This is a genomic window from Salinicola sp. MH3R3-1, from assembly GCF_001937155.1.
Classification (GTDB): Bacteria; Pseudomonadota; Gammaproteobacteria; order Pseudomonadales; family Halomonadaceae; genus Salinicola; species Salinicola halophyticus.
This window is the reverse complement of record NZ_MSDP01000033.1, coordinates 1-20,546: the sequence shown is the minus strand read 5'-3', so window position 1 is coordinate 20,546 and position 20,546 is coordinate 1. Positions and strand designations below refer to the sequence as shown.

Genomic DNA, 20,546 nt, shown 5'->3' with positions numbered 1-20,546 from the left:
GAGGCCGAAGGCGGCTATCCCTATCGCGATCATCAGACGCCGTGGCAGGAGATCCAGCGCTCGATGGTCGAGCAGCTCGATCACGGCATGACGCTCGCGCCGGCAACCAAATATCGCGCCATCGCTTGGGATCTGCCGCGAGACAATCACTGACGAGCCACGAGCCACGAGCCACGAGCCACGAGCCACGAGCCACGAGCCACGAGCCACGAGCCACCTGCAGCTGACATTCGAAAAATCGACAACGCCGGGCTTTCGAGTCCGGCGTTTTGGGTACCGCAGCGCGGTGCGCAGAGGCTGGCCCCGAGGATCTGGACTTCAGCGCGCAGTGGATGGGCGCCTTGGACGATGGCGCGGCTTCGAATGCCTTGGACGCTGGCGCGGTCCCGGGCGGCTTAATCGAGACGCTGGCGCGGTCTCGGGCGCGTGGAACAGTGGTGTAGCTTCGGACGCCTTGAACAATGGCGCGGCTTCGGGCGCCCTAGAAGGTCCCCGGATAAGCGCCGCCGTCGAGCAGCACGTTCTGACCGATCATGTAGGCGGCCTGCTGGCTGCAGAGAAAGGCGCAGACCTGGCCGAATTCCTCGGGCGTGCCGAAGCGCCCGGCGGGAATGGCCTCCATGCGGGCTTGGGCCATCTCCTCGTGGGAGCGACCGCTGTTGCTGGCGGCCTTGTCGATGCCCCCTCTCAGCCGCTGGGTATCGAAGGCGCCGGGCAGCAGACTGTTGAGGGTCACATTGCGGCTGGCCAGGCTCGATTGGCGCGCAGTCCCGGCGACGAACCCGGTCAACCCGCTGCGGGCGCCGTTGGAGAGCCCCAGCACATCGATCGGCGCTTTCACCGCCGAAGAGGTGATGTTGACGACACGTCCGAAACCGCGCTCGGCCATGCCATCGACGCAGGCCTGAATCAGCGCGATGGGGGTAAGCATGTTGGCTTCCACCGCCGCGAGCCAGTCCTGCCGGGTCCAGTCGCGGAAATCCCCGGGCGGCGGCCCGCCGTTGTTGTTGATCAGAATGTCGACCTGGGGGCAGGCGGCGAGCAGGGCTTGCTGCACGGCCGGCGTACCGATATCACCGGCAACAGACCGCACTTCGATTGCGGGATCGAGTGCACGCAGCTCCTCGGCGACCGCCTCTAGCGTTTCCTCGCGACGGGAGTTGATGACCAGATTGACGCCTTCTTTCGCCAGCGCAATCGCGCAGCCCTTACCCAGCCCTTGGCTGGCGGCACAGACGATGGCCCAGCGGCCGCGAATACCGAAATCCATGGTGTTTTCCTCTCGTGAGATCAAGGCGGACATCGCGGGTGAGGCGCGCGAGTTCCACGGCGTACGGGGTTTGGGTGATGGGGTCAGCGGGCGAGCGCCGCCGGTACCTCGCCCAGCAACGTTTCCGGCATCTCCATCCCCAGGGCGTCGGCGGTGCCTTCCAGCACGGCTACCGACGCGAAGAAGGCGTCTCGAGGCCGCCGGGTCCGAATGCACTCCATCAAGTGGCGATGGCGTTCCAGGCTTTGCTCGGGATCGCTGGCGCTGACATTGGATGTCTGCACCAGCAGATGAATCGAGGGACGCAGAATATGCGACAGCTGGGTCCAGACGATATTGTGCGTCGCCTTGAAGATGGCGACATGAAACGCGACGTCATGGTCGCTTTGCAGTCGCCCCCGGTTGGCCGACTCCGGATTGTGGAAATCGTGGCCCATGCCTTCGAAAGCTTCTTCGATGGCCACCAGGTCCCGCGCCGTGGCGCGCTTGGCCGCCGTCATCGCCACATAGGGTTCGACGTCGAGCCGAAAGGTCAGGATCTCGCGCTGGATACCGGGGTTAGGCGTGGCGAACTGAACCATCCACTCGGTAACCCGAGGGTCGAGAATATTCCATTCGGAGTAGGCACGGACCCGCGAGCCGTAGCCGGAGATACGCTCGATGATGCCGGCATCCACCAGCCGACGTAGATCGCTGCGCACTGCCGAACGGTTGAGCGCGAACTGTTCGCACAGATCGATCTCCTTGGGCACGAAATCGCCGGGCTGGTAGAGCCCGGCGAAGATCTCCTTGGCCAGCGCTTCAGCAACGCTGGGGCGTTGAGGGGAACGGGATGTTGGCGCGTCCTTCACGAAAATCGGTTCTCGGCAGTCGAAGTCGGTTGAGCCGTATGGTCAACATTGGCTGTCTCAACTCCATCTTACCCATCCCGTCACGCGCTTTGCGAACGGCAAAGGTCGACATACGCCCATGGTCGTACGCGAACGACTCCATTCGAGGCACCGCGTCGGGGTCAGAACACCCAGTTGGGCAGCGTCAGCGACACCGCGGGTACGAACGTCACGACCAGCAGCAGGGCGACCAGCAGCAGCCAGTAGGGCACGATCGCGCGAATGAAGGCGCCTATCGAAACACCGGTGATACTGCAGGTGGTGAACATCACCGTTCCCAGTGGCGGTGTGATCGTGCCGATCGAGGCGTTGAGGATGAACACGATGCCGAAGTGTACCGGATCGATGCCGAACTGCGCCGCCACGGGTGCCAGCAGCGGCGACAGCACGATCAGGATCGCGTTGCCCTCCAGAAACATGCCCAGGATCAGCAGCAGCGCGTTGGCGATCAGCAGAAACGCCACGGCGCTGCCGACGCCCGACGACAGCATCAGCGCGATCTGCTGGGGAATCTGCTCCCAGGTCAACACGCGCGCGAAGCCCGAGGCGACCGCGATGATGAACAGCACGTTGACCGAGGCCATCAGCGATTCCTGGGTCGCCACGGCGATACTGCCCAGCCCCATCTGCCGATACACGAATAGCCCGACGATCAGGGCGTAAAGCACCGCCATCGCGCCCGCTTCGGTCGGCGTGAAGACACCGACGCGGATGCCGCCGATCACCACCACGGGCAGCAGCAGGGCGATGATCCCGGCACGGGTGACGCTGATCCATTCGTGGCGCGATACGCGTTCGCGACGCGGTTTCTGATAGCCGAGACGGCGGCACTGGATCGAGACCAGCACCATCATCGCGACCGCCATCAGCACGCCGGGCATCACACCGGCGAGAAACAGCCGGCCGATGGATACATTGTTGACGTAGCCGTAGACGATCAGCGCGATCCCCGGCGGAATGGTCGAGGTGATCAGCGACGACGAGGCCGTGATCGCACTCGAAAACGCCTTGGGATAGCCGGCGGCCGTCATGCTCGGTACCAGTAGCTTGGCGTTCATGGCCGCGTCGGCGATGTTGGAGCCGGAAAGACCGCCCATGAAGGTGCTCAGCAACACGTTGGCCTGGGCCAGGCCGCCGTGCATTCGACGAGTCATCAGCTCGGCCAGCGTCAGCAGGCGCTCGGTGATGCCGGAGTGGTTCATGAACACCCCGGCCATGATGAAGAACGGAATCGCCAGCAGCGAAATCGACTCGAGCCCGCCGGCAAGGCGCTGGATCAGCGTCACCATCGGCTGGTCGGCGCCGATCAGAAAATAGGCCAGGCTCGACGCGAACAGGGCGAAGGCCACCGGTGTACCCAGGCAGAACAGAACGAAGAGCGCGACGAGCGCGATTCCAACGGCCATTGCTATCACTCCTTGGTGGCGGCGGTCTCGGGAATCGCTGCCGGGGACGCCATGTTTTGGTCACTGGTAACCAGCCGATCATTGGTGATCAGGCGTACCAGCCCGTGGTAGAGCATCATGGCGGCACTGATCGGAATGGCGACGTGGATCCAGTAGTAGGGAATCTGCAGCATCGGCGTGCTGCGGAAACGCGAGAACGGTAGTAGTTCCAGCCCCCAGAACAGCATCGCGGCGGCGCACAGCATGACGATGCCGACGTTGAAAATGCGGGTGTTCCAGCGCGCGACGGGTGCCGGCAATCGCTCGTTGAGCAGGCCGATCAGCACGTGTTCGTTACGCCGAACCAGCGCGCTGGCGCCGAGGAACGTCGCCCACACCATCAGCAGTTGCAGGATCTCCTCGCTCCAGGCCAGCGGCGACGAGAACAGGTAGCGCATGAAGACATTGGCGATGGCCACCACGAACAGCCCGAACAGTGCCAGGCTGGCAATGACCTCATCGAGCCGCATCACGCGGTCGATCGCCTTGAAAAGCGTTTGCATGGTCAACTCCATGGCGCCCCCGCTCGGGGTGGAGCGGGGGCGCTGTCATGCGAGGTTGGAGGCTCGATCAGCCGTTGATGATGTCGCTGACCTCTTGATAAAGCCCCTCGCTCCACTGCGGGAATGCCGCCGGGATCTCCTTCTGGGCCCGTTCGCGGAACGGGGCGGTGTCGACCTCGTGAACCTGAACGCCGGCATCCTTCAGCTGCTGCAGTGACTTCTCGGTCTCTTTCTCGACCAGCCCGCGCAGGTTCTTGGCCATCTCCTGGCCGGTCTCGGTGAGGATCTGCTGATCTTCCGGACTCAGTTGCTGCCAGAACGCTTCACCGGTGACGAACGGCGCGACGGTATGCATGTGCGCGGTCAGGTTCAGATTCTTCACCACTTCATAGAACTTGCCGCCGTACAGCACCGGCAGCGGGTTCTCGACACCGTCCACCAGCCCCTGGGCCAGCGCCGGATAGACATCGCCCAGCGACATCGGGGTTGGCACCGCACCCATCGCCTTGATGGCGGCGACGTACATCGGCGAGTTCTGCACCCGAATCTTGACTCCGGCCAGATCTTCCGGCGTCGCGACCGCTTCCCGCGAGAGCAGGTGACGGACGCCGTAGACGCTGTTGGGAATCACGATGTGATAGCCGGCGGACTCGACTTTTTTCTCCTGGTCGGCGAACCAGTCGGAGTCGAACACCTTGAGCTTGCTGTCGAAATCGTCGGCCAGGTAGGGCGCATCCAGCACCGCCAGATCCGGCACCGAGCTCATGAAGTTGGAGTAGGCAGTGATGGTGATCAGCGGCGAGCCGAAACGGGCCTGCTCCATCACCTCGGTCTCGCCGCCGAGCTGGCTGGCGGGAAATGCCTTGAGCGTCAGCTCGCCGTCGCTGGCTTTCTCGACGCTTTTCGCCCACGCCTTGACCGCGACATCGACCGGCTCTCCCGGCTGGTTGCCATAGGCGACGCGAATCTCGGTGGCGGCCTGGGCCATGCCCGTCAGCGCAAGGGTGCTCAGACCCGCCAGGGTAAGCGAGGCGGTCAAGCGGAAGAATCGTTGGGTGATCATTGGCGTGCTCCGGATGTTGTCGTCTTGGATGCTTCGTGTTGTCGCCATCAGCTCAACGCCTCGTCGAGCCTGGGCGTGGCGCGCCCCTGGAGGCGTGCTTTATCCACCACCGGTTGCAGGCGTCGCTGTCGCTTGGCGGTGTGATTCTGGGCAATATCGCTGAGGCGATGATCGAGAAAAGGGTTGGCGAAGCGCTCCAGCGTCACGTCCAGATAGTCCTGCAATCGTGCCATCGACAGCTCGGCAGAGAGTGTTGGCAGGACTTCTTCCTCGAGTGCCTTACGCAGCGGATCGATCAGCGCGGCGTTCTCCATTGCCTCACGCACGAACTCGACCGGCTGGCCGGCGCGCTGCCATCGATCGACCAGATAGGTGTGGGCCAGGTTGAGAATGTGCAATTTGCACATCGCCTGCGGGCCCAGGTCATCGACGATCTCGACATCCGGGTGGACGCAGGGGATCGCCATGCCCGGCTGGCGGGCAATCGCCCACAGCGCATAGGGTTCGGCGATGGCACCGAGTGGCTCGATCGGGGCCGAGACGATGCGGTCGACCAGCGTGTCGGCCCACACGCAGCGGTTGGCCAGCCAATCGAGAAACGCCGCGTTATCGGCCATCGCCTCACCGTCGCGACGGGCCATCGTGGTCACCAGCGATTTAAGCTGTCGGGCGTTCTGCTCGATCAGCTCGCAGGGCAGGATCGTCAGACCCTCGTTGCCGGCCTCGAAGCGCGCGCGCAGCAGTTGCGTCAATTTGCCGGGAAAGCTCGCCGGCACCGCCGCGAGACTCGAGTCGTCGCCAATCTCGTAGCCGTTGTCGGCGGTATTGGAAACGATGATGCGGGCGTGCTCGACCACGTGGCGCTTGAGTGCCTCCCACTGTTCGGCGGCGATCAGGCAGCCGGCGATGCTGTCGACGGTCTGCTCGCGATCGATCGTCTGGCCGTCGCGCCGGCCGCAAATCCGCACGGGGTAGCGGCGCTGCTCGGCCAGCAGCCGCGCCTTGCGTTTGCCCTCTTCGCGAGTCGAACTCTGGACCACCAGAATGCGCTCGTCGCTGTCGCCATTTGCCAGCGATTCGGACACCAGCGCGTCGACATGGGCGAGCAGAAATCGCCCGGTGCCGAACTGGACGATCCCGGCATCACGGAAGTCGTTCGTGGGCTTCGAGAGATTCATAACGACACCCCGCGCTTCCAGGGAATGAAGTCGTGCTGGGAGAGCCGCTGGGCATGTGAACGATGACGTCCCGAGGCGACCTCGATGCACAGCGCTAGCAGTTCCTCGGCCAGCTCGTCGATGCTGCGCTCGCCGCGCACGATGGGACCGGCATCGAAATCGATGATGTCGTGCATGCGCGTGGCCAGTTCGCTGTTGCTGGCGATCTTGAGAACCGGTGTCACCGGGTTACCGGTGGGCGTGCCGAGCCCGGTGGTGAAGACGATCAGATTGGCGCCGGAGCCGGCCAGGGCGGTGGTCGATTCCACATCGTTGCCTGGGGTGCAGAGCAGGCTCAGGCCGGGGCGACGATGGGGCTCGGTGTAGTCGAGCACGTCGACCACCGGGCCATCGCCGCCTTTCTTGGCCGCGCCGGCGGACTTCATCGCGTCGGTGATCAGGCCGTCGCGAATGTTGCCGGGCGAGGGATTCATGGAGAAATCGGCCCCCACCGCGGCGGCGTGGCGCTGGTAGGCCTGCATCAGATCGCGGAAGCGTCCGGCGACGTCCGCATCGGTACAGCGGGCGACCAGCTCGTGCTCGACTCCGCAGAGCTCCGGGAACTCGGCGAGAATGCCGCTGCCGCCGAGGGCGACCAGGCGATCGACCACGCCGCCCACCAGCGGATTGGCGGAGATGCCGGAGAAACCGTCGGAGCCGCCGCACTCGACGCCTAGGGTGAGCTTGGCCAGCGGTGCCGGTTGACGCGGGATTCGGTCGGCGGCCGCCAGACCGTCGAAGATCGACTGCAGCGCATTACGGATCAGCGCTTCTTCGCCGGGTGAAGACTGCTGGTCGAAGTAGTCCACCGTTCGCAGATGCTGCGGGTCGCGCTGGGCCACCGCCGCCTTGAGCATCTGGATCTGCGCTTTCTGGCAGCCAAGGCTCAGCACCGTCGCACCGGCCACGTTGGGGTGACAGATGTAGCCGGCGAGCAGCTGGCACAGTGCCTCGGCATCGTCGTCGGTGCCGCCGCAGCCCAGGGTGTGGGTCAGAAAGCGTACGCCGTCGACGTTGGGGAAGCGTGTTGGCGCGGCGGCGGCGAGCGGATCGCTCGCGTCGCTCTGGTCAGTATTTCCGGACACTCCTGCCAGCATTTGCCGGGCCATGCGCTTGTAGTCACGATAAGGGTCATCGCCCAGCGCATCGGCGACGCACTGGCGCAGCACCTCGATATTGCGGTTCTCGCAGAACACCAGCGGAATCACCAGCCAGAGATTGGCGGTGCCGACGCTGCCGTCGGGTCGATGGAAGCCGTCGAACGTGGTGCCCTGGAAGCGGGTCACGTCCGGCGGTGTCCAGGGCTTGCTGCCGGGCTGGACGTCGTCGCTTTCCGTGGCGTGGGCAACATTGTCGACGCTGATGACGCCGCCGACGGGAATGGCGCGTGTCGCCTTGCCGACGGTGACGCCGTACATGGTGACGATCGCCCCCGGCGACAGCGCCTCGAGCGTGAACTTGTGCTTGTGGCGAACGTTGTCGGCCAACGCGATCTCGCGATCGTCGACGACCACCTGACGACCGGCGGGCAGGTCGGTCAATGCCACCGCTACGTTGTCGCGCGGATGGATGCGCAGCGTGGTACGAGCCGGGCTGTCGGTACCGATGGTGGCGCTCATGACTGGCCCTCCAGCGCGTCGTCGTGTTTCGTGCTTCCGAGCGCCACCATCGCCTTGACCACGCCGCTGCCGGGCGCGCACCACTGCGGCATCAACGCTGGCAGATCCTCGAGCCGACCCCGGTGGGTGATCAGCGGCTCGGTGAGAATGTCGCCACTGGCCATCAGCCGGGTGACGGTCTCGAAATCTTCCCGCGTGGCGTTGCGGCTGCCCAGCAGCGTCAGCTCCTTCTTGTGGAAATCCGGATCGCTGAAGGTGATGTCGGCCTTGACCACGCTCACCAACACGTAGCGCCCGCCATGCCCGGCGAAGTCGAAGCCGCGATTCATCGCCTGGGGGTTGCCGGTGGCATCGAATACCACATCGGCCAGGGCGCCGTCGTTGATCGCCTCGATCTCGGCCACCACATCGTCTTCGACGGCATGCCAGACGGCATCGGCGCCGAGTTCGTCGCGACACAGCGCCAGCCGATCACGATTGGTATCGATCATCGCCACCCGCGCACCGCGGCTCCTGGCCACCTGCAGCACACCGATACCGATCGGCCCGGCACCGACCACGACGACCAGCTCGTCTCTCTCGACCTGGCCGCGCCGGACAGCGTGCGCGCCGATGGCCTGACACTCGACCAGCGCCAGCGCTTCCGCCGAGAGATCGGGCACCGGCACGAGATGCGAAGCCGGCACGTTGAGCAGCTCCGCCATGCCGCCATCGCGATGGACGCCGATCACCTCGAGCTTCTGGCAGCAGTTGGTACGACCCTGACGGCACGCCCGACACTCGCCGCAGTGCAGGTAGGGAATGACGTAGACCGCCTGGCCGATGAGGCTGGCGTCGACGTCGTCGGCAGTTGCGACCACGTCGCCGCTCAGCTCGTGACCCAGCACACGGGGGTAGACGAAGTAGGGCTGATTACCGCCGAAGGCGTGAATGTCGGTACCGCAAATACCGATGCGGCGGATCGCCACCAGCGCCTCACCGGGCGCGCAATCGGGCACCGGCCGGTCGATGACGGCCATCTCGTTCGGTTTCGAACAGACGACGACTTGCATGAAAGCGCTCCAGTATGGCGATATCGAAAACTGCCTATAGGCCCAATGGTCAGGCCAATTATGTTGTACCACCCCCTTCCGACACGGTCGGCAGCGGGTGGCGTCCTGCGTGTCAGCTCTCGACGCAGCGCTGCTGCTGCTCGCCGAGCCCTTCGATTCCCAGGCGCATGGTCTGACCCGGCTTGAGGAAGACTTTCGGATTCTGGCCCATACCGACGCCCGGCGGGGTGCCGGTGGAGATCACGTCGCCTGGCTGCAGGCTCATGAAGCGGCTGAGATAGGCGACCAGGTGCGGGACCTGGAACACCATGGTCTGGGTCGAGCCGTTCTGATAGCGCTTGCCGTCGACCTCGAGCCACATGTCCAGATTCTGCGGATCGGCGATCTCGTCGCGGGTGACAAGCCAGGGGCCGAGCGGGCCGAAAGTGTCGCAGCCCTTGCCCTTGTCCCAGGTGCCGGAACGTTCGAGCTGATACTCGCGCTCGGAAACATCGTTGACCACGCAAAAGCCAGCGACGTGGCTCATGGCGTCGGCTTCTTCGATGTAGCGGCCGCCCTTGCCGATGACCACGCCGAGTTCCACTTCCCAGTCGGTCTTCTGGGAGCCGCGGGGGATCTCGACGTCGTCGTTGGGGCCGCAGATGGCGCTGGTCCACTTGTTGAAGATCACCGGCTCGGCGGGCACTTCGGCGCCGGTTTCCGCGGCGTGATCGGAATAATTGAGCCCGATGCAGATGAACTTACCGACACGACCGACGCAGGGGCCGAGGCGCGCGCCTGCAGCCACTTCAGGAAGACTGTCGATGTCGATCTTGGCCAGCTGGGCCAGACCCGCATCGGAGAGCACGTCGCCAGCGATGTCGTCGATCTGGCCGGACAGATCGCGAACGATCCCGTTGGCGTCGACCAGGCCGGGCTTTTCCTGACCCTTGGGGCCGTGGCGTAGCAGTTTCATGCGTTTTCCTTTTCTGTATGCATTAGCGAATAGACTCTAGTTGGGAGCTACGAGCTACGAGCTACGAGCTACGAGCTACGAGCTACGAGAACTCAAGAGATCAATTGGACCAGCCCCCATCGATCATCTGCACCGTGCCGGTAATGAACGAGGCTTCGTCGCTGGCCAGATGCGTCGCCAACGCGGCGATCTCCTCGACCTTGCCCAGGCGGCCCATGGGTTGGCGGGCAATGAACTCGGCGAAGACCTCTTCGGTTGTGCGGCCCTGCTGGCGCGCTTGCTCGGCGACGCGTTCGCGCAGGGACGGGGAGTCGACCGTGCCCGGACAGATTGCGTTGCAGCGGATGCCGCGAGTCATATAGTCGGCGGCGACGGATTTGGTCAGCCCGACCACGGCCGCCTTGGTGGTGCCGTAGGCGAAGCGATTGACCACGCCCTTGGCGCTGGAAGCGAGCGACGCCATGTTGATGATGCTGCCGCCGCCGTTGTCCAGCATCGCCGGCAGCGCCGCGCGTATGGTGTAGAACATCGAGTCGACGTTGAGCCGTTGGGCGAAGGCCCATTGGTCATCGTCGCACTCGAGGATCGAACCGCTCGGCACAGTGCCCGCGCAGTTGAACAGGATGTCCAGCGGCGGCAGTGACTCGATCAGCGTGCGCACGGCCTCGGAATCGGTGACATCGAGGGCGTGGCACTGAGCGTCTTCCAGCCCCTCGAGCTTGGCCGCATAGATATCGGTGGCAATGACTCGAGCCCCCTCGGCCAGGAATCGCTCGACGGTGGCACGGCCGATGCCCTGACCGGCGGCGGTGATCAAAGCGGTTTTGTTGGCGAGTCGCATGACCGATGGCTCCTGAAAGCGGTTTTGATCTGCACTTTTCTGCTTCTGGGCTTTTTGCTTCTCAGCACAGGTTTGGTTCTAATGTCTAAAGGCCTGACCTTTGATCCAAGTATTATCCTTTGTGGAAACGGCCCGCAAATCGCCAAACGTCTAATAGTCCCGGCCAGGCCGGTGAAAACGTTCGAATTTGCGACCAATGTCTAACTCGTCCTGCTCATGAAACCGGGAGATCGATGGATGCCGATCCAGACTATTCGCGCGCAGCGGCTCTATCGACAGATTGCCGATCAGCTATTGGTATTGATTCAACAGGGTGAGTTCCCGCCCGGCAGCCTGCTACCGCCGGAGCGCGATCTGGCCCAGCAGCTTGGCGTCAGCCGGGCATCGGTGCGCGAGGCGCTGATCGCGCTGGAGGTAGTGGGGCAGGTCGAGGTTCGCGTCGGCCATGGTGTGCTGGTGCTGGAGCGTTCGGGCGAGGTCGAGTCGTCAGTGATGAGTGCGGCACGGCGCCTGGAGGGGTGGGCGCTGGACCCGGAGTTCGCCAGCGAGATCGAGCTGGATCTGGATCAGGAAATCCCGCCGTTCTCGCTGCTGCAGGCGAGACGCTATCTGGAACCCGAAACCGCGGCGCTGGCGGCGATCAACGCCAGCGAGGACGATCTCGCGGCGATGCGTGCCGCCTACGCGCGCAATGTCGAGGACAACCGCCACGGCGGGCGCAACCAGGCGGGCGACCGGCTGCTGCATATTCGGATTGCCGAGGCCTCGGGCAACGCCGCTTATGCCATGACCATCAAGCATCTGCTCGGGCACCAGTACGGCAAGATGTTTCGTCGTCTGCAGGAGCTGTTCATGGAGACCGACATGCCGCGTCAGTCACAGAACGATCATCAACGTATTCTCGACGCGATCGAAAATCGCGATCCCGACGCGGCAAGACAAGCGATGGAAGTGCACATGGACCACGTGCTGAAAGTGTTCTTCGATGCGTGACTGATGGTGGCGGGACAAACCCGGGATCTACGCCACCATAGGCCAGCCGCCCTGGCGAATTACCGGGCAGCCCGCGACGTCGCGATTGTACAAGTAGAGCCAGGCGGGGCCGAACGCGGTGTCGTGAACGGCGCGATCGTAGTCGCCGGATTTCGGGCGGCGTACTCGATAGTCTTCCAGCCGGTCCAGTCCCTTCAGGCAGACCGCGTCGACGCGGAAGACTTCGATCTCGATGCCCCGTGACGGTTCGGCCTTGGCGCCTGGATAAGGGCCGATATCGTAGAGCGTCGCGGTGGTGATGACATCGCTACCGACGAACTCGGCCCCATCAAGCCAGTGATGATTGCGCAAACCGCGCTTCAACGTGCCGTAGACGGCGACCAGCGCGGTGCGGCGAACGGCGAGGGCGGGCATGGTCATGAATCAGGGTCTCCGTTGGTCGATGAAAGCGGGAGGCGGCAGCACTCATCGCGTCAGCCGCTCGCCCAATCGCTGCATGAATCGGTCGCCGGCCTCGAGCTGGCTGATCTCAATGTACTCGTCCGGCTGATGGGCCTGTTCGATACTGCCCGGGCCGCAGACGAGGGTCGGCAGGCCGACGCGCTGAAACTGGCCGCCTTCGGTCGCGTAGGCGACGCCGCCGGTCTCTAGATTCGGGTCACCGAGGCATTCACGACACAGTTCGACGGCTGCGGCGTTGTCGCGATCGGCCAGCGCCGGCACGGTGTCGACCATCTGCTCGGTGACGATGCGAATCTCCGGAGCGCGCTGCTGGAGTTCGGCCTCGAGTGCTCTGGCGTAGCGCTCGAAACGCGCGAAGACGACATCGAAGCCGTCGCTGGGCAGATGACGGATCTCCCAGTCGAACTGGCAGTGGCGCGCCATGATATTGATCGCGGTGCCGCCTTCGATCAGACCCACGTGCAGGCTCGAATGCTGGACGTTGAAGACGGATTCCAGGGCACCTTCGTCGACCAGCTCCTGCATGATCGCTTCGATCTGAGTCACCAGCCTCGCGGCGACGTGGATCGCCGATACGCCCTGGTTGATCTGGCTCGAATGCGACTCCTTGCCGGTCACTGTGGTGCGCATCGTGGTGATCCCTTTCTGCGCTACCACCGGCTGCATCGAGGTTGGCTCGCCGATGATGACCGCGCCGGGCAGCGGCTCGTCCGCCATCAGCCGTTCGATCATCGAAGGCGCGCCGAGGCAGCCGATCTCCTCGTCGAACGAGAACGCCAGATAGATCGGCCGCTTCAGATCCAGCGCCTGCCAGGCGGGTACTTGCGCCAGGGCACAGGCGAGGAACCCCTTCATGTCGCAGCTGCCGCGACCATACAGACGACCGTCGCCCTTGTCCGTGAGGGTGAACGGATCGCTGCTCCAGGGCTGGCCGTCTACCGGGACCACGTCGGTATGACCGGAAAGCACCACACCGCCTTCGACCGCCGGCCCGATGCGAGCCAATAGATTCGCTTTGCTGCCATCGGCGTTGCTGATGCGCTGTGACACGACTTGATGAGACGCGAGGTAGCGCTCGACGAAGTCGATCAGCTCGAGGTTCGAATGGCGGGAGACGGTATCGAAGCCGATCAGGCTCGTCAGCAGGTCGCGGGAAGTCGTCATCACTGGCTCCGATCCACCAACGTGGACCACTTTTGGGTGGGTGTGCCGACAGAATAGCGGCTAATCCTGCCTGCCAACAAACGGCTGAACCGACGGGCGTGGCGGGTGGAGTGGTGATCCCATGCTCGGAAAGCGTTCGATATCTTCGCGGGTTCCGGCGCAAAAAATGCAGTGGCCCGGTGATGGCATCGCCTCATCGCGCGGGCTAGCCTGAGAGGCGGTTCGTCGTAAAAACCCGATCTCTTCAGGAGAACTCCTATGAGCAAAGTGCTGGTGTTGTACTATTCGAGCTACGGCCACATCGAGACCATGGCCAAGGCTGTCGCGCAGGGCGCCGAAGGTGTCAGCGGTACACAGGTCGACATCCGTCGCGTGCCTGAATTGGTGCCGGAAGAGGTGGCGGTGAAATCCGGCTACAAGGTCGATCAGGAGGCGGCGCTGATCGAAGGGCCCGATGCCCTGGCACAATACGACGCCATCATTGTCGGCACCCCGACCCGTTTCGGAAACATGACTTCCCAGATGCGCAACTTCTGGGACATGACTGGCGGCCCCTGGGCGCAGGGTAAGCTGATCGGCAAGATCGGCAGCGCGTTTGCCTCGACGGCGACCCAGCATGGCGGCCAGGAAACCACGTTGACCTCGATCCACACCACCTTGCTGCATCACGGCATGGTCATCGTCGGCGTGCCCTACAGTTGCCCGGAGCTCTCCAACATGAACGAGATCACCGGCGGAACGCCCTACGGCGCGACGACGCTGGCCAACGCCGACGGCAGTCGTACCCCGAGCGAGAACGAACTGACGATCGCCCGGTTCCAGGGCAAGCACGTGGCCGAGATCGCCGCGAAGATGGCGGGATGAAGAGATAGAGTCCAGGGTTCCCAGCGTGACTGTCGCCGTTCGAAGTGCTGTTCCCTAGAGAAGGTATGGGAAGGCGGCTCAGGAAGGGTATAGAGAGAACCTCGAGAACGGGCTAGGAGAAAGTGTCCCAAAAAGAAGGCCCGCGCCATCCGGCGCGGGCCTTGCTCGTTGCAAGCTACGTGACGCTTAGATCACGGCGTATTGGCCGCTCACTCGTACGCCATATCCTCGAGTTCCTTGCCGTTGGTCTCGCGCACGAAGCGAGCGACGAAGATGACCGAGAGCAGGGCGCAGATCGCGTAGAAGCCATACGCGCCGGTGAGGCCGATCGACGCCAGCATGATCGGAAAGGTCATGGTGATGGCGAAGTTGGCGACCCACTGGAACAGCCCGGCAACGGCCAGTCCCGACCCGCGCACCTGGTTGGGGTACATCTCCCCGAGCATGACCCACATTACCGGGCCCCAGGAGACGTTGAAGAAGAAGACGTAGGCATTGGCCGCAAGCAGGGCGAGGATGCCGTTGCCCGAGGAGAGCGCCAGGCTGCCGTTGACGATCTCTGCGGTAGAGAATGCGTAGACCAGAATTGCCAGGGTGATCGTCATGCCCACCGACCCTGCCCACAGCAGCGGCTTGCGACCGATACGATCGATCAGACCGATCGTGACCAGGCAGGCCGCGATGCTGACCGCGCCGCTGATGACGTTGATCATCAGGGCATCGCTTTCGGAGAAACCGACCGCCTGCCACAGTACCGCACCGTAGTAGAACACCACGTTGATCCCGACCAGCTGCTGGAACACCGCCAGGCCGATGCCGATCCAGACCAGTTTCAGCAGCTTGCCGGTAGCGGGGTTGATCAGGTCCGACAGGCGCGGTTTATGACGGTTGGAAAGCGAGGCGTGAATGTCTGCCAGGCGCTTTTCGGTTCCGGCTTCGTCGTAGACGAGGCGAAGAACGCGTTTGGCCTTGTCGTCATGTCCGGCACTGACCAGAAAGCGCGGGCTTTCCGGGATGAACATCAGCGCGATCAGGAAGATGCCGGCCGGAATCAGTTCCATCCAGAACATGCAGCGCCAGGCTTCAAAACCGAACCACAGCTCGGCGGTGGAGCCGCCGGCGATATTGGCCAGGGCGTAGTTGTTGAGAAACGAGAAGAACAGTCCGCCGATGATCGCGACTTGCTGAATGGTCGCCAATCGGCCGCGCAGGTGCGAGGGGGCGATTTCACTGATGTAGGCCGGCGACATGACGCTGGCCGCACCCACTGCCAGACCGCCCAGTATCCGATAGATCACGAACTCGAATGATCCCCCTGCGATGCCTGAGCCCCAGGCGCTGATGATGAAGAACACGGCAGCGACCAGCAGCAGCGTACGGCGGCCGAATTTATCCGCCAGTCGGCCGGCGAAGAAGGCGCCGACGGCGCAGCCCAGCAGCATCGAGGCGACGTTGAAACCGGTGCCGACACTTTCCGACTGGAAAGCCTGCTGAAGGCCGTCGACAGTGCCGTTGATGACACCGCTATCGAAACCGAACAGGAAGCCGCCAATGGCGGCCACGCAGCAGATAAGTAGAACCACGACAGGATTTTGTGAAGTGCTTGATGTTGGCATTGTTGAACTCCAATGGTCTCTCGATGAGGGTTCCGAGGCAGCTTGCGATCAGAGCCAGCCGGCATCGACCCAATAGTTGTGAGCGGTACAGGCGGCCGCGGCGTCCGAGGAGAGGAAGAGCACCATGGAGGCCACGTGATGAGGATGGATACGGACCTTGAGCTTCTGTTCGGCGACGATCTGCTCTTCATCCTCGGGGCTGTACCAGCGCGACTGGCGTGGCGTCTTGACATTGCCGGGAATCACGCAGTTGACGCGGATGCCGTCGCTGCCAAGCTCGCTCGCCAACGCTCGCGTCAGCCCCTCGATGCCGGCCTTGGCAGTCTCGTAGAGCACCAGGCCGGGCTGCCCGAGATGCCAGCTGATCGAGCCCAGATTGATGATGACGCCCTCACCTCGACGGCGCATGGCAGGCGCCACTTCGCGAGCAGCCAGCACCAGATGGCGCAGATTGACCGCCATCCGATTTTCCCAATACTCGGGGGTAATATCCTCGAGGCGGTGGCGGTCGTCGTTTGCCGCGTTGTTGACCAGGATGTCGACATCGCCGATGGCGGTGAGCGTCGCGATCAGCGCCCCGGCATCGGTCAGGTCGCATTGATGGAAATGGACATTGCTCCCGAGCTCCTCGGCCAGCGCCTGGGCGTCATCGATAATATCGATGAAGTGGATCTCGGCGCCCTGCTCGGCGAAGGCACGTACCAGGCCCTCGCCGATGCCGGAACCGCCGCCGGTGATGACCACGCGCTTGCTTTCGAGACCGGGATAGATGGCTGACGGCATGAAGGCTCCTGAAGGTTAGTAAAACCTATTAACTAAGTTGAGGGCGATCATGCGCGCATGTGGTGCCGGCTGCCATTGACCATTGGTGTTAAGACCATTGTCTTTGAGACTAATGGATCTAAGACTTAAGGCTCATGATGGTGGTGCTTCTCGGTCGATCTCAGCGGGCTTTGGTATAGTCGCTGTATCCACCGCCACCCGACGCTGTCCTCTTTCCCATGCCCAACTCCTTCACCCCGCAAACAGCCGGTGATCTCAACTATCTGAAGAGCCTCAATCGCAGCACGATTCTGAGCACCGTGCGGCGAAGCCCGGGCTTGTCTCGGGCCGATATCGCGCTCGAGACAGGCCTGACCAAGGCGACGGTAGGCAGTGTGGTGCAAACGCTGGTCGAACGAGGCTGGCTACGCGAAGGAGAGTTGCACGCGCGCGGCGGTGGCCGGCCGGGGCGCGCGCTCTATCTGGATGGGGAGCGTCACTACATGCTGGGTGCCGAAGTCGGGGTCAAGGGGCTGCGGCTAGTTGCCTGCAATCTCGTCGGGGAGATTCTGGCAAGCAGCCATCAGGAAGCGCCGCCCGCCGATCCCGTTTCCACCGCAACGCGTCTGGCGAAGCTGCTGAACCAGCTACGCGAAGCGCCCGCCATCGCGGGTCGGCGCTGTCTGGGGTTGGGCGTCGCGGTGCCCGGCCCCGTCTCTCCCACCGCGCCGATCCTCAGCCTGGCGCCCAATCTGGGCTGGATCGACGTCGATTTTCTGGCGCTGCTGCGGGAAGAGCCGGATCTACCGGACGGGGTCTGGCTACTGGACAACGAGGCCAACGCGGCGGCGTTCGGCGAGTTCTATTTTTTCGAGGGCATGCCGCCCGAGTCGCTCGCCTACATCAGCGCCGATATCGGTATCGGCTGCGGCGTGGTCAGCGGTGAACATTTCCCCGTGGTGCCACGCGGCTATCAGGGCCTGGTCGGTGAGATCGGGCATACCGTGATTCAGCCGGGCGGGGCGCTGTGCCATTGCGGCAACCGCGGCTGTGCCGAAACCCTGGTCAGCGGTTGGGCGCTGCGCGAGTCGCTGGGACTCGATATCGATGACAGCCTCAGCGCCTCGGTACAGGCCCGGGCCGGTGAGGCGGACGTGCAAGCCTTGATTCAGCGCGCCGGAGAAGCACTGGGGCTGCTGATGCTCAACCTGCATCACACGCTCAACCCGTCGATGCTGATTCTGGGCGGGTCGTTGATGTGGCTGAAAGGGCCTCTGATCGAGCCGGCGCTGGCCTACTTCGAGGCCCATCAAAACGATCTGCTCAGGCAGTCGCAATCCGTTCCGATCAAGATCATCGAAGACAGCACGTTCACCGCCGCCAGAGGTGCCGCCGCTCAGGTCATGGCCCGGGCGGCGATCGAGGTGTGACTCATGGCGCCGACTTCGCGCGCGCAGCTTGCGGGCGATAGCCGGCCGTCAACGGCGCTGAATCACCAGCCGGCTGGCCCCGTTGCCGCTGGGTTCGACCCGGATCTGTAGCGGAATCCGCTCGTGCATCTCCTGAACGTGAGAGATTACCCCCACGCGGCGCCCCTGAGCCTGCAGGCCGTCGAGCGCGTCCATCGCCAACGCCAGCGATTCGGGGTCGAGACTGCCGAATCCTTCATCGATGAACAACGATTCGATCGCCAGCTGGTGAGACGCCATCGACGCCAGCCCCAGCGCCAACGCCAGCGACACCAGGAAGGTTTCGCCGCCGGAGAGCGAGTGGACCGAGCGGCGCTCGTCGGCCATGTCGCCATCGATCACCAGAATGCCGAGCTCGCTGCCGCCGCGTATCAATCGGTAGCGTGGCGTTAGCGCGCGCAGATGCTGATTGGCGTGGGTCAGTAGATGGTCGAGATTGTAGGCCTGGGCGATGCGCCGGAAACGTTTGCCGTCGGCACTGCCGATCAGGCCGTTCAGGCGCTCCCAGCGATTGACGTCGTGCTGGGCCGATTCGCGCTCCTGGGCGCCATCGCGCTGCGCCTGACGACGACGATCGTCTTCACGAAGTTGATGCTGGGCGGCGTCGCGGGTTTCCTGACGCTCGTCTCGCTGGCGGGTCAGGGCTTCAGCGGTCTCGCGCTGGTGGATCAACCGTGCCGCCAGTTCGCGGGTAGCCGCGTCATCGAGCAACTGGTTTTCGTCTCGGGTCGGAAGGAGCGCGCGGCGCTGCTCGCGTAGCGCCTGCTGACGTTCCTCGCGCTTGACGGCGACGGCGGCGAGGTCGCGCTCGGATTGCGCGCTGCGCTCCCGGCGGCGGCGGTGATCCGCCTCGCTAACCGCCAGCAGGGTGTCGATCGTGTCGTCGTCCAGCGCCGGACGCTCGCGGCGCCAGGCTTGCCAGTCGCCGTCGAGCTCGTCGAATTCCGTCTGCGCCTCTCGCTGGCGCTGCTCGAGATCCGTCAGTCGCTGCGTCAACTGGGTCCGGGTCTGGGCCAGCGTCTGCCAGCGCGTTCGATGTTCCTCGAGCGTCGCTTCCGCCTGCTGGCGTCGCTGCTCCAGTGCCGCCTGCCAGGCCGGAACGGAGTCGTGACTGCCGAGCTGGGCTGCAAGTCGTGATCCGGTGTCGTCCACCTGCTGTTGCAACGAGGGCAGTGACGCCTCGAGCGTGTGCAGACGCTCGCGGTTCAGGGAATGGCGCTCCTCCAGCTTGCCCAGTTCGAGTGACAGCTGCTGCCATTCGGCCTCCAGCGGCTGCAGCAGACGTTCCGCCTCGTCGAGCGCGGAGAGCTGGTCGCTGGCCTGACGCCATTGCTGGTTCAGCCGTTCGCGCCGCGCCTCGAACCAGCCGCCGGCCGCCTCGCTCTGACGCAGGGTCGGGGCCGCGGCGTGAGCGTCAATGGCGCTCTCGGCCTGATCGAGCTGCCGGGACAGCGTCTCGAGCTGGCGCTCGCGTTCGAGCAGGCCCTGGCGGCAGGCGCGGTAATCGGCGCTGCACTGGTGATAGACGTGGTGGGCGTTTTCCACCTGTTCGCGCTGGTTGTCGAGCTGTTGTCGTTCCTGACCCTCGATTGCCTCGATCATGGCAGCGCCGGGGTGTGCCGGTGGCGCGTGTCGGTAGGGGTGAGCCGTCGCCCCACAGACCGGACAAGGTTCGTCGTCACTCAGGTGCTGGCGCAGCTGTTCGACGCTGTCGCTTCGCGCAGCCCGGGCGCCTTCGATCTGCTGGCGGATCAGCGTCTCTTCGGATTCCGCCGCCTTGAGCCGCTGTGCGGCCTGCTTGCCCTGAGTTTCCAGCTCCTGTAGCCGGCGGCGCTCGCTGTCGAGCTGTCGGCGCGTCTCGGTCTGCTCTTGGCGTAACCGTTCTCCTTCACGCCAGTCCTGCTGCAGATCCTGCAGTGCCTGCAACTCACCTTGCGCCAGATCGCGCCGGCGATTCAGGGTCGAGCGCAGTTCATGGGCGCTTGGACGCTCGCCCGGCTCGCCAGCGCCTTTCAGCAGCCCTTCGAGGGTCGCCTGCTGCTCGCGAAGGCGTGTCTCGAGTGGCTGGCGTGCTTCCTGCAACTGCGTTCGGCGCTGCGCGTCGGCCTGCGTTGCCTCGGCGAGCTGGCGGTGCTCGCGCTGCTGCTGGATGAGCTGTTGGCGCTGGTGCTCGAGATCGGCGGCCAGCTGGCGGGCCTCGTCCAGTTGCGGCTGGGCTTCCCGATCGTCGAGTCGGGCTTGTTCGTGGGCTTGCCGGGCGCTAGCGAGCTGCGGCTCGAGTGCCTCGCGCTCCCGATCGCAATCCTCGGACTGGCGACGCTCCCTGGCCAGCGTCTGGCGATGCCCGGCAAGTGTACTTTC

Annotated in this window: 18 protein-coding genes; 3 read left to right on the top strand and 15 right to left on the bottom strand. The window is 64.1% G+C overall.

All coding sequences use genetic code 11. The annotated features are described in order from the left end of the window. Window positions 1-481: 481 nt before the first annotated feature. The 10 genes from BTW08_RS16710 to BTW08_RS16665 all read right to left on the bottom strand — a co-directional run bounded on the left by BTW08_RS16710 (window position 482) and on the right by BTW08_RS16665 (window position 10,855). The gene (locus tag BTW08_RS16710) at window positions 482-1,270 is read right to left on the bottom strand and encodes an SDR family oxidoreductase (protein ID WP_075563648.1); all 789 of its coding nucleotides are present in this window, start codon (window positions 1,268-1,270) and stop codon (window positions 482-484) included. Window positions 1,271-1,353: 83 nt separating this feature from the next. Next, window positions 1,354-2,121: an FCD domain-containing protein gene (locus BTW08_RS16705; protein WP_075563647.1), complete on the bottom strand. Its 768-nt coding sequence runs from the start codon at window positions 2,119-2,121 to the stop codon at window positions 1,354-1,356. Window positions 2,122-2,282: 161 nt separating this feature from the next. Further along, window positions 2,283-3,566, bottom strand: a complete 1,284-nt coding sequence (locus BTW08_RS16700; RefSeq protein ID WP_075563646.1) for a TRAP transporter large permease — start codon at window positions 3,564-3,566, stop codon at window positions 2,283-2,285. 5 nt (window positions 3,567-3,571) lie between these two features. After that, entirely contained in the window at window positions 3,572-4,108 is a 537-nt protein-coding gene (locus BTW08_RS16695) for a TRAP transporter small permease (protein ID WP_075563645.1), read from the bottom strand. A 67-nt stretch (window positions 4,109-4,175) separates the two neighbouring features. After that, window positions 4,176-5,171 (bottom strand): C4-dicarboxylate TRAP transporter substrate-binding protein, encoded by a 996-nt coding sequence (locus tag BTW08_RS16690; protein ID WP_075563644.1) that lies wholly within the window; start codon window positions 5,169-5,171, stop codon window positions 4,176-4,178. 47 nt (window positions 5,172-5,218) lie between these two features. Next, a complete protein-coding gene (locus BTW08_RS16685; protein WP_075563643.1) occupies window positions 5,219-6,349 on the bottom strand; it encodes a mannitol dehydrogenase in 1,131 nt (376 codons plus the stop codon). After that, window positions 6,346-8,007, bottom strand: coding sequence for an altronate dehydratase family protein (locus BTW08_RS16680; RefSeq protein WP_075563642.1), 1,662 nt, complete (start codon window positions 8,005-8,007; stop codon window positions 6,346-6,348). Before BTW08_RS16680 ends, BTW08_RS16685 begins: the two co-directional genes overlap by 4 nt. Continuing rightward, a complete protein-coding gene (locus BTW08_RS16675) occupies window positions 8,004-9,059 on the bottom strand; it encodes a zinc-binding alcohol dehydrogenase family protein (RefSeq protein ID WP_075563641.1) in 1,056 nt (351 codons plus the stop codon). Before BTW08_RS16675 ends, BTW08_RS16680 begins: the two co-directional genes overlap by 4 nt. Window positions 9,060-9,171: 112 nt before the next feature. Further along, complete coding sequence (locus tag BTW08_RS16670) at window positions 9,172-10,014, bottom strand: fumarylacetoacetate hydrolase family protein (RefSeq protein ID WP_075563640.1); 843 nt, start codon at window positions 10,012-10,014, stop codon at window positions 9,172-9,174. A gap of 100 nt (window positions 10,015-10,114) precedes the next feature. Beyond that, window positions 10,115-10,855, bottom strand: coding sequence for an SDR family oxidoreductase (locus BTW08_RS16665; RefSeq protein WP_075563639.1), 741 nt, complete (start codon window positions 10,853-10,855; stop codon window positions 10,115-10,117). Between the two features lie 237 nt (window positions 10,856-11,092). Between BTW08_RS16665 and BTW08_RS16660 the strand changes: the two genes are divergently transcribed. Further along, window positions 11,093-11,848 carry a FadR/GntR family transcriptional regulator gene (locus BTW08_RS16660; protein ID WP_075563638.1) on the top strand — a complete coding sequence of 252 codons (756 nt, stop codon included), beginning with the start codon at window positions 11,093-11,095 and terminating at the stop codon, window positions 11,846-11,848. Window positions 11,849-11,875: 27 nt separating this feature from the next. On the opposite strand, the gene BTW08_RS16655 is transcribed toward BTW08_RS16660, so the two are convergent. Continuing rightward, the gene (locus BTW08_RS16655) at window positions 11,876-12,268 is read right to left on the bottom strand and encodes a gamma-glutamylcyclotransferase (RefSeq protein WP_075563637.1); all 393 of its coding nucleotides are present in this window, start codon (window positions 12,266-12,268) and stop codon (window positions 11,876-11,878) included. Between the two features lie 45 nt (window positions 12,269-12,313). Next, window positions 12,314-13,474, bottom strand: coding sequence for an acetylornithine deacetylase (argE, locus tag BTW08_RS16650; protein WP_075563636.1), 1,161 nt, complete (start codon window positions 13,472-13,474; stop codon window positions 12,314-12,316). A 258-nt stretch (window positions 13,475-13,732) separates the two neighbouring features. Between argE and wrbA the strand changes: the two genes are divergently transcribed. Further along, window positions 13,733-14,338 (top strand): NAD(P)H:quinone oxidoreductase, encoded by a 606-nt coding sequence (gene wrbA, locus BTW08_RS16645; protein WP_075563635.1) that lies wholly within the window; start codon window positions 13,733-13,735, stop codon window positions 14,336-14,338. Between the two features lie 209 nt (window positions 14,339-14,547). On the opposite strand, the gene BTW08_RS16640 is transcribed toward wrbA, so the two are convergent. Both BTW08_RS16640 and BTW08_RS16635 read right to left on the bottom strand, forming a co-directional pair. Continuing rightward, window positions 14,548-15,954, bottom strand: coding sequence for a sugar porter family MFS transporter (locus tag BTW08_RS16640; RefSeq protein WP_075563634.1), 1,407 nt, complete (start codon window positions 15,952-15,954; stop codon window positions 14,548-14,550). Between the two features lie 48 nt (window positions 15,955-16,002). Further along, a complete protein-coding gene (locus tag BTW08_RS16635; protein ID WP_075563633.1) occupies window positions 16,003-16,737 on the bottom strand; it encodes an SDR family oxidoreductase in 735 nt (244 codons plus the stop codon). 218 nt (window positions 16,738-16,955) lie between these two features. Here BTW08_RS16635 and BTW08_RS16630 point away from each other — a divergent pair, with 218 nt between their 5' ends. Beyond that, window positions 16,956-18,146 carry an ROK family transcriptional regulator gene (locus BTW08_RS16630; RefSeq protein WP_075563632.1) on the top strand — a complete coding sequence of 397 codons (1,191 nt, stop codon included), beginning with the start codon at window positions 16,956-16,958 and terminating at the stop codon, window positions 18,144-18,146. A 48-nt stretch (window positions 18,147-18,194) separates the two neighbouring features. On the opposite strand, the gene BTW08_RS16625 is transcribed toward BTW08_RS16630, so the two are convergent. Then, on the bottom strand, window positions 18,195-20,546 hold a 2,352-nt coding region (locus BTW08_RS16625), incomplete at its 5' end, for an SbcC/MukB-like Walker B domain-containing protein (protein ID WP_139313700.1).

Coding starts and splice junctions, on each gene's coding strand:
- BTW08_RS16695 (WP_075563645.1), bottom strand. CDS start 4,108: ATGCAAACGCTTTTCAAGGCGATCGACCGCGTGATGCGGCTCGATGAG.
- BTW08_RS16680 (WP_075563642.1), bottom strand. CDS start 8,007: ATGAGCGCCACCATCGGTACCGACAGCCCGGCTCGTACCACGCTGCGC.
- BTW08_RS16660 (WP_075563638.1), top strand. CDS start 11,093: ATGCCGATCCAGACTATTCGCGCGCAGCGGCTCTATCGACAGATTGCC.
- BTW08_RS16670 (WP_075563640.1), bottom strand. CDS start 10,014: ATGAAACTGCTACGCCACGGCCCCAAGGGTCAGGAAAAGCCCGGCCTG.
- BTW08_RS16635 (WP_075563633.1), bottom strand. CDS start 16,737: ATGCCGTCAGCCATCTATCCCGGTCTCGAAAGCAAGCGCGTGGTCATC.
- wrbA (WP_075563635.1), top strand. CDS start 13,733: ATGAGCAAAGTGCTGGTGTTGTACTATTCGAGCTACGGCCACATCGAG.
- BTW08_RS16630 (WP_075563632.1), top strand. CDS start 16,956: ATGCCCAACTCCTTCACCCCGCAAACAGCCGGTGATCTCAACTATCTG.
- BTW08_RS16675 (WP_075563641.1), bottom strand. CDS start 9,059: ATGCAAGTCGTCGTCTGTTCGAAACCGAACGAGATGGCCGTCATCGAC.
- BTW08_RS16710 (WP_075563648.1), bottom strand. CDS start 1,270: ATGGATTTCGGTATTCGCGGCCGCTGGGCCATCGTCTGTGCCGCCAGC.
- argE (WP_075563636.1), bottom strand. CDS start 13,474: ATGACGACTTCCCGCGACCTGCTGACGAGCCTGATCGGCTTCGATACC.
- BTW08_RS16685 (WP_075563643.1), bottom strand. CDS start 6,349: ATGAATCTCTCGAAGCCCACGAACGACTTCCGTGATGCCGGGATCGTC.
- BTW08_RS16665 (WP_075563639.1), bottom strand. CDS start 10,855: ATGCGACTCGCCAACAAAACCGCTTTGATCACCGCCGCCGGTCAGGGC.
- BTW08_RS16690 (WP_075563644.1), bottom strand. CDS start 5,171: ATGATCACCCAACGATTCTTCCGCTTGACCGCCTCGCTTACCCTGGCG.
- BTW08_RS16700 (WP_075563646.1), bottom strand. CDS start 3,566: ATGGCCGTTGGAATCGCGCTCGTCGCGCTCTTCGTTCTGTTCTGCCTG.
- BTW08_RS16640 (WP_075563634.1), bottom strand. CDS start 15,954: ATGCCAACATCAAGCACTTCACAAAATCCTGTCGTGGTTCTACTTATC.
- BTW08_RS16655 (WP_075563637.1), bottom strand. CDS start 12,268: ATGACCATGCCCGCCCTCGCCGTTCGCCGCACCGCGCTGGTCGCCGTC.